General features: G+C 71.7%; 1 protein-coding gene. It reads left to right on the forward strand.

The window, feature by feature from the left end; genetic code table 11:
- Positions 1–403 precede the first annotated feature (403 nt).
- Positions 404–8,844 (forward strand): GLUG motif-containing protein (locus ACFE86_RS08290; protein WP_375454856.1); only part of this gene is annotated, 8,441 nt, incomplete at its 3' end.

Raw genomic sequence — 8,844 nt, forward strand, 5'->3', positions numbered from 1 at the left:
CTGATCGGACCGCTTGACAATCGCGACCTCGACCCGGCGGCAGAGCTTGAGCAGAAACGGGTGGAGGCCGAACAGCTGCGATGGAGAGCTCGGCCGCGCGGATGCGGCCTGAGGCGGCAGGCTATGCCTCTCGCGTAGGCAGGTCATTGAAATACAAGTCGGACTTGTGCAAAGGTTATCGGATCTACGTAAAAATTTCCGTTCAAAACGGTGGAGTAATCCCATAACCGGGACTCGCTCCGTCAGCAGAACAGGCGGTGCGATCGACCGCACGGAGGCCGCCACGGACGCCTGACCGGCAGCAGCGTTCCGCAACCGCCGGACGCGTTCCGCCAGGTGTCGGTGCCGCGCTCATCCTGCTGGAGTGTCGCCGATCGCATCGTCCGTTCAGGACCCATGAACGATGCGCAAGCCCTCTCTTTTCCTGTTCGCGCTCCTCGCCTCGACGGCGCTCGTCGGCGTTGGTCCCGCGGTGGCGCAATCGCTTCCGACCGGTGGCCGGGTGGTCTCGGGGGGCGTGAACATCGGCACGCCCTCGGGCGGGGCGCTGGCGATCACGCAGTCGAGCCAGACCGCCATCGTGAACTGGCAGGGTTTTTCCATCGGCCAGCAGAACCGGGTCGACATCGCCCAGCCCAACGCCCAGGCCGCGATCCTCAACCGGGTGACGGGCGGCACCCGCTCGACCATCGCCGGGCAGTTGAACGCCAACGGTCAAGTGTATCTGGTCAATCCCAACGGCATCAGCATCACCCGCACCGGCAAGGTCAACGCCGCCGGCTTCGTCGCCTCGACGCTCGATACGTCGGACGACGACTTCCGGGCCGGCCGGCGCCAGTTCCGGGGCTCGGGCGCCTCGGCTTCCGTGACCAACCGCGGCACGATCACCATCGGGCGGGGCGGCTACGCGGCCCTGATCGGCGGAGAGGTGTCGAACCGCGGCACGATCAGCGTTCCGATGGGGCGTGTCGGCCTCGGCTCGGGCGAGCGGGCGACGCTGGATCTCTCCGGCGACGGCTTCCTGCAGGTCGCGGTGCCGACCAATGCGAAGGGCCGCGGGGCGCTGGTGCGCTCCTCGGGCGTCATCTCGGCGGACGGGGGCAGCGTCACCCTCACGGCGGCGGCCGCGCGGGACATGGCGCGGCAGGCGGTGAACCTGTCGGGGACGGTCGAGGCGCGCTCGGTCTCGGGGCACAACGGCAGCATCACCCTGTCGGGGGGCGATGGGACGGTGCGGGTGGCGTCCACGGCGCGGCTCGACGCCTCGGGGGTTGGCGGGCAGGACGGCGGCCGGGTGCGGGTGACGGGCCGGCGGATCGATCTCGCCGGCAGCGTGGACGTGTCGGGGGCGCGCGGCGGGCGTGTCGCCGTGAGGGGCGGCGAGAGCCTCGCCCTGTCGGGTCAGGTGCGCGCCACCGGAGCGGCGGGCCGCGGCGGCCGCGTCACGGCGACGGCGCCGGCGATCACCACGCACGCAGCGCTGATCGACGCGTCCGGGGCGAGCGGCGGCGGCACGGTGCGGGTCGGTGGCGGGCGCCAGGGCGGGGGCCGGCTGGCGCATGCCGACACCGTCGCGATCGATGCGGGCACGACGATCCGGGCGGACGCGACGCACTCCGGCACCGGCGGCGACGTGGTGGTGTGGTCGGACGTGGCGACGCACTTTGCCGGGACGATCTCGGCGAAAGGCGGCCCGCAGGGCGGCGACGGCGGACAGGCCGAGGTGTCGAGCCACGGCGTGCTGGACTATACCGGCACCACCATCCTCACCGCGGCCAAGGGTAGCTTCGGCACCCTGCTACTCGATCCCTACAACGTCACGATCTCGAACGATCCCGACAGCAACCAGTCCGGCTTCACGGCCACCGGCCCCGACAGCGTCATCAACGCCACGACGCTGACCACCGCGCTCGAGACCGCCAGCGTCACGGTCTACACGACGGGATCGGGCGCCTCGTGGCAGTCGGGCACCATCACGCTCGCGGCCAACACGCCGCTGTCATGGAGCGGGGGGGCGACGCTGACGCTTTGGGCGTTGGATCAGATCATGCTCAACAGCGCGATCAACGCGCCGGCGGGCGGGCTGACAGTGCAAGCCGGCCAGACGAACGGCGGGGCGATCGGCGCGACGATCACCGCGAACGGCGCCGTGTCGGTCGCGCGATTCACCCTGGCCTCCGGCAACTGGACGCAGAACAGCGCCACCCTGCCGGCCTTCGCGGCGGGCGACTTCCAGGTGACGGGGGGCTCGTTCTGGCGGGTCGCAGGCGGGGCGGGCACGAGCCAGAGCCCGTATCTGCTCACCGACATCTACGGCTTGCAGGGCATCGGCACGCAGGTCGCAGTCACGGTGAGCCAGAATCTCGGCGCGAGCTACCGGCTCGCCAACGACATCGACGCCACGGGCACCGCAGCCTGGAACGGCGGGGCGGGGTTCGCGCCGGTGGGCAACAGCACCACGGCCTTCACCGGCAGCCTGAACGGCGCGGGGCACACGATCACCGGGCTGACGATCAATCGGCCGAGCCAGAACGGTGTCGGGCTGATCGGCCGGATGGGGAGCCCGGGCAGCGTGACGGGCCTCGGCCTTGTCGGGGGAAGCGTCTCGGGCGGGGCCAGCGTGGGCGCCCTCGTGGGGCTCAACAACGGCGGCACGGTGAGCCAGTCCTACGCCACCGCCGCCGTTACGGGCACCAACAACGCCGTGGGCGGGCTCGTCGGGAACAACAACGGCGGCACCGTGAGCCAGTCCTACGCCACCGGCGCCGTCACGGGCACCAGTAGCTACGTGGGCGGGCTCATCGGGAACAACCGCGACGGCACGGTCATCCAGTCCTACGCCACCGGTGCGGTCTCGGGCGGCGACCACGTGGGCGGGCTCGTTGGATTGAACGCCGGCTCGAACCAACAACCGTCGACGATCACGCAATCGTATGCCAGCGGGCGCGTCTCGGGCGGATGGCGCTCCGGCGGGCTCGTCGGTTACAATGCCTTTTATACCTCGGTCACGAACAGCTCCTGGAACACGCAGACCAGCGGCCAGGGCGACGGCATCGGGACGGACGACAGCATCCATAACAGCGACGTCACCGGCCTGACCACGGCACAGTTCCAGTCAGGCTCGCTGCCGACGGGCTTCGACTCCACCGCCTGGAGCACCGGCGCCGGGCTCTATCCTTACCTGACGATCCTCTTCCCCAACGGCGTGCAGGCGATCTCCGGCACGGCCTACAAGGACGCGGGCACGACGCCGGCGGCCTCGGGCTCGGCCGGGGCGGTCACGGTCTCGCTCGATGCCGGCGGCGCCAGGCTCGGCCAGGCCACGACGGGGGTCGACGGCAGCTACTACCTCGCCCTGCCCGCCGGTACCGTGGCCAACGGCACGAGCTTCGTCACCTCCGTGCCGGCCAGCAGCAGCCTGTCCAACGCCGCCGCCACGGTCGCGGCCTCGACCTATACGGCGGGCACGCCGGCGCAGGCTGGCGTCAACCTCTACGGCGGCGCGCTGACCACGACGACCGCCACGACGCTGCTCTCGGCCGCGCAGACCGAGATCGCCAGCCGCGTCGCGGCGGCGGCCACCCCCGCGACGGCCACGCTGATCGCGGGTCTCACCGGCCGCAACCTAATCGCGACGGGCTCGGGCTTCACCATCGACCAGGCCGTGAGCACGGGCGGGACCTTCCTGGTGCAGACCACGGCCTCGGGCGCGCCGCTCACCGTGGCGCAGCCGATCACGATCGCCAACGGCGGCAGCCTGAGCCTGTCGGCGGCCGGTGCGCTGGCGATCAACGCGCCCATCACGGCCCAAGGCGCGGTTCCGGTGGCTTTGGCCTACGACCGGAACACCACCACGCCGGCCGTCACCGACCTCGCCTTCGCGCAAGGATCGGGCGTCAGCTTCGTCAACGCGGACGGCAGCGCGCTCTCGTCCGGCGTCGGCGGCACGCTGTCGATCAACGGCAACGCCTACACGCTGCTCTATTCCATGCCCGACCTCGACGGCATCGACGGCACGGCGGCGGTCTCGGGCGGCACGATCACCGACCAGACGGCCGCGGGCGGCCTCGCCGGCCGCTATGCGCTGGCGGCTAACCTCGCCGCCGCCGGCACCACCTACACGGACGCGCTCGTCGGCACGAACAGCGGCAACAGCAGCGCGACGCGGTTCTCCGGCACGTTCGAGGGGCTCGGCCACACCCTCACCGGGCTGACGATCGCCAAGAGCGGCAACTATGCCGGTCTGTTCGGCTATTCGACCGGCACGATCCGCGACATCGGCCTCGTCGGCGGCAGCGTCTCGGGCATCAGCAACGTGGGCGCGCTCGTCGGGTACAATGGCGTCGGTGGCATAGTCACCCAGGCCTACGCCACCGGCGCCGTGTCGGGCTCAACCCAGGCGGTGGGCGGGCTGGTCGGGAGCAATCTCGGCACGGTCAGGCAGGCCTACGCCACCGGCGCCGTCTCAGGCTCATCCCTGGTGGGCGGGCTCGTCGGGTACAATGGCGGCGGCACGGTCACGCAGGCCTACGCCACCGGCGCCGTCTCGGGTGGATCGAACTCCAACTACGTGGGCGGGCTCGTCGGGTGGAACAACGGCGGCACGGTCACGCAGGCCTATGCCACCGGCGCCGTCTCGGGCGGACCGGGCTCCAGCTACGTGGGCGGGCTCGTCGGGCAAAACTATAGCGGCGGCCGGATCACGCAGGCCTACGCCACCGGTGCCGTCTCGGCCGGATCCGGCTCCAACTTCGTGGGCGGTCTCGCGGGGTACAGCCAGGGCACGGTCAGCCAAGCCTACTGGGACACACAGACCAGCGGCCAGCCGGCGAGCGCCGCCGGCACCGGGCTGACCACGCGGCAGTTGCAGGGGCTCGACCCGCTCGCGGGCGGCGGCACGATCACCGATGCGAGCCATCTCGGCGCGTCCTTCGCCGGCGGCGCGGGGGGGCTCTATCCTTACCTGACGAACTTCTTCCCGAACGGCGTGCAGGCGGTGTCGGGCGTCGCCTACACGGATGCCGGCGCGACGCCGGCGGCCTCAGGCTCGGCCGGGGCGGTGACGGTCTCGCTCGATGCCGGCGGCGGCCGCATCGGCCAGGCCACGACCGGCAACAACGGCTATTACTACATCGCCACAGCCGCAGGCACGGTCGCCAACGGGACGAGCTTCGTCGCCTCCGTGCCGACCAACGGCAGCCTGTCCAACGCGGCGGCGACCCTGGCGGCCTCGACCTACACGGCGGGCACGCCGGCGCAAGGCGGGGTCAACCTCTATGGCGGCGCGCTCACCGTGCCGACCACGGCCACCACCCTCTCGACCGCCCCGACGCTCGTGCAGGCTCAGGCCAGCGCGAACGCGGCGGCGAGCCCGACGACGCGGACCCTCATCGGCGGCCTCACCGGCCGCGGCCTGATCGCGACGGGCTCGGGCTTCACCATCGACCAGGCCGTGAGCACGGGCGGGACCTTCCTGGTGCAGACCACGGCCTCGGGCGCGCCGCTCACCGTGGCGCGGCCGATCACGATCGCCAACGGCGGCAGCCTGAGCCTGTCGGCGGCCGGCGCGCTGTCGATCAACGCCCCCATCGTCGCGCAGGGCGCGGTGCCCGTGGCGCTGGCCTACGACCGGAACACCACGACACCGGCCATCACCGACCTCGCCTTCGCGCAAGGGTCGGGCCTGAGCTTCGTCGACGCGAATGGCGGCGCGCTCTCGTCCGGCGTGGGCGGCACGCTGTCGATCAACGGCAATCCCTACACGCTGCTCTATTCCATGGCCGACCTCGACGGCATCGACGGCACGGCGGCGGTCTCGGGCGGCACGATCACCAACCAGTCAGCCGCTGGCGGCCTGTCGGGCCGCTACGCGCTGGCGGGCGACTTCGCCGCCGACGGCATCACCTACACGAACGCGCTCGTCGGCACGAACAGCAGCTTCGACAGCGCGACGCGATTCTCCGGCACGTTCGAGGGGCTCGGCCACACCCTCACCGGGCTGACGATCAGCAAGAGCGGCGACTATGCCGGCCTGTTCGGCTACTCGTCGGGCACGATCCGCGACATCGGCCTCGTCGGCGGCAGCGTCTCGGGCTCCAACGCGGTGGGCGGGCTCGTCGGGCAGAACGCCGGCGGCACGATCACGCAGAGCTACGCCACCGGCGCCGTCTCGGGCGGAGCCTTTTACGTGGGCGGGCTCGTCGGGTACAACAACGGCGGCACCGTGAGCCAGTCCTACGCCACCGGAGCCGTCACGGGCACCAGTAGCTACGTGGGCGGGCTCGTCGGGTACAACAACGTCGGCACGGTCGGGCAGTCCTACGCCACCGGCGCCGTTTCGGGCGGATCGGGCTCCGGCTACGTGGGCGGCTTCGTCGGGTTGAACAACGGCTTTGTCACGCAGGCCTACGCCACCGGCGCTGTCTCGGCCGGATCGGGCTCCGGCGCAGTGGGCGGCTTCGTCGGGTTGAACGGCGGCACGGTCAGGCAAGCCTACGCCACCGGCGCCGTCTCGGGCGGAGCGAACTCCGAATACGTGGGTGGGTTCGTTGGGTTGAACGGCGGCACGGTCGGGCAAGCCTACGCCACCGGCGCCGTCTCGGCCGGATCGGGCTCCCAAAACGTGGGCGGGCTCGTCGGGGGGCAGGGCGGCGGTACGATCACGCAGGCCTACTGGGACACGCAGACGAGCGGTCAGGCGGCGAGCGCCGGCGGCACCGGGCTGACCACGGCTCAGCTCCAGTCGGGATCGGCCAGCGGCCTCGGCGCGTCCTTCGCCGGAGGCGCCAACGGGCTCTATCCCTACCTGACGAGCTTCTTTCCGAACGGCGTGCAGGCGGTGTCGGGCATCGCCTACACGGATGCCGGATCGACCTTCGCCGCCTCCGGTGCGTCCGGGGCGGTGACGGTCTCGCTCGATGCCGGCGGCGGCCGCATCGGCCAGGCCACGACCGGCAACAACGGCTATTACTACATCGCCACAGCCGCAGGCACGGTCGCCAACGGGACGAGCTTCGTCGCCTCCGTGCCGACCAACGGCAGCCTGTCCAACGCGGCGGCGACCCTGGCGGCCTCGACCTACACGGCGGGCACGCCGGCGCAAGGCGGGGTCAACCTCTATGGCGGCGCGCTCACCGTGCCGACCACGGCCACCACCCTCTCGACCGCCCCGACGCTCGTGCAGGCTCAGGCCAGCGCGAACGCGGCGGCGAGCCCGACGACGCGGACCCTCATCGGCGGCCTCACCGGCCGCGGCCTGATCGCGACGGGCTCGGGCTTCACCATCGACCAGGCCGTGAGCACGGGCGGGACCTTCCTGGTGCAGACCACGGCCTCGGGCGCGCCGCTCACCGTGGCGCAGCCGATCACGATCGCCAACGGCGGCAGCCTGAGCCTGTCGGCGGCCGGTGCCCTGGCGGTCAACGCCCCCGTCGTCGCGCAGGGCGCGGTGCCGGTGGCCCTGGCCTACGACCGGAACACCACCACGCCCTCCGTCACGGACCTCGCCTTCGCGCAAGGATCGGGCCTGAGCTTCGTCGACGCGAATGGCAGCGCGGCGACGGGTGCGCTGGCGGGGCGGAGCCTCACGGTCAACGGCAATCCCTACACGCTGCTCTATTCCATGGCCGACCTCGACGGCATCGACGGCACGGCGGCGTCGGGCAACGCGATCAACGCGCAAGCGGGAGGCTTGTCAGGCCGCTACGCGCTGGCGGGCGACCTCGCCGCCGCCGGCACGACCTACACGGACGCGCTCGTCGGCAACAACAGCAGCAACAGCACCGCGACGCGGTTCTCCGGCACGTTCGAGGGGCTCGGCCACACCCTCACCGGGCTGACGATCGCCAAGACCGGCAACTATGCCGGCCTGTTCGGCTACTCGTCGGGCACGATCCGCGACCTCGGCCTCGTCGGCGGCAGCGTCTCGGGCACCAACATCGTGGGCGCGCTCGTCGGGTGGAACAACGGCGGCACGGTCACGCAGGCCTATGCCACCGGCGCCGTCTCGGGCTCAACCCAGGCGGTGGGCGGGCTCGTCGGGACCAACAACTTCGGCACGGTCAGCCAAGCCTACGCCACTGGCGCCGTCTCGGGCTTATCCCAGGTGGGCGGGCTCGTCGGGTGGAACAACGGCACGGTCACGCAGGCCTACGCCGCCGGCGCCGTCTCGGGCGGAGCGAACTCCGACAATGTGGGCGGCCTCGTCGGGTTCAACAGCGGCACGGTCGAGCAGGCCTACGCCACCGGGGCCGTCTCGGGCGGAACGCGCACCATCTTCTTGGGCGGGCTCGTCGGGGCGAACAACGGCACCGTCACGCAGGCCTACGCCACCGGGGCCGTCTCGGGCGGATCGGCCCCCAACTTCTTGGGCGGGCTCGTCGGGTCGAACAACGGCACGGTCAGCCAAGCCTACGCCACCGGCGCCGTCTCGGGCGGATCGGGCTCCAACAACGTGGGCGGTCTCGCCGGGTACAACCAGGGCACGGTTAGCCAAGCCTACTGGGACACGCAGACGAGCGGCCGAGGCGTCGGCATCGGGGTCGACACCAACAGCCAGTCCGGCAACGTCACCGGTCTGACGACCCGGCAGTTGCAGGGGCTCGACCCGCTCGCGGGCGGCGGGTCGTTCTCCGCCGTGACGAACCTCGGCAACGGCACGGCCTCCGTGTTCGCGGGCGGGGCCAACGGGCTCTACCCCTACCTGACGAACTTCTTCCCGAACGGCGTGCAGGCGGTGTCGGGCGTCGCCTACACGGATGCCGGCGCGACGCCGGCGGCCTCAGGCTCGGCCGGGGCGGTGACGGTCTCGCTCGATGCCGGCGGCGGCCGCATCGGCCAGGCCAC

The organism is uncultured Methylobacterium sp. (genome assembly GCF_964244095.1).
Lineage (GTDB): Bacteria > Pseudomonadota > Alphaproteobacteria > Rhizobiales > Beijerinckiaceae > Methylobacterium.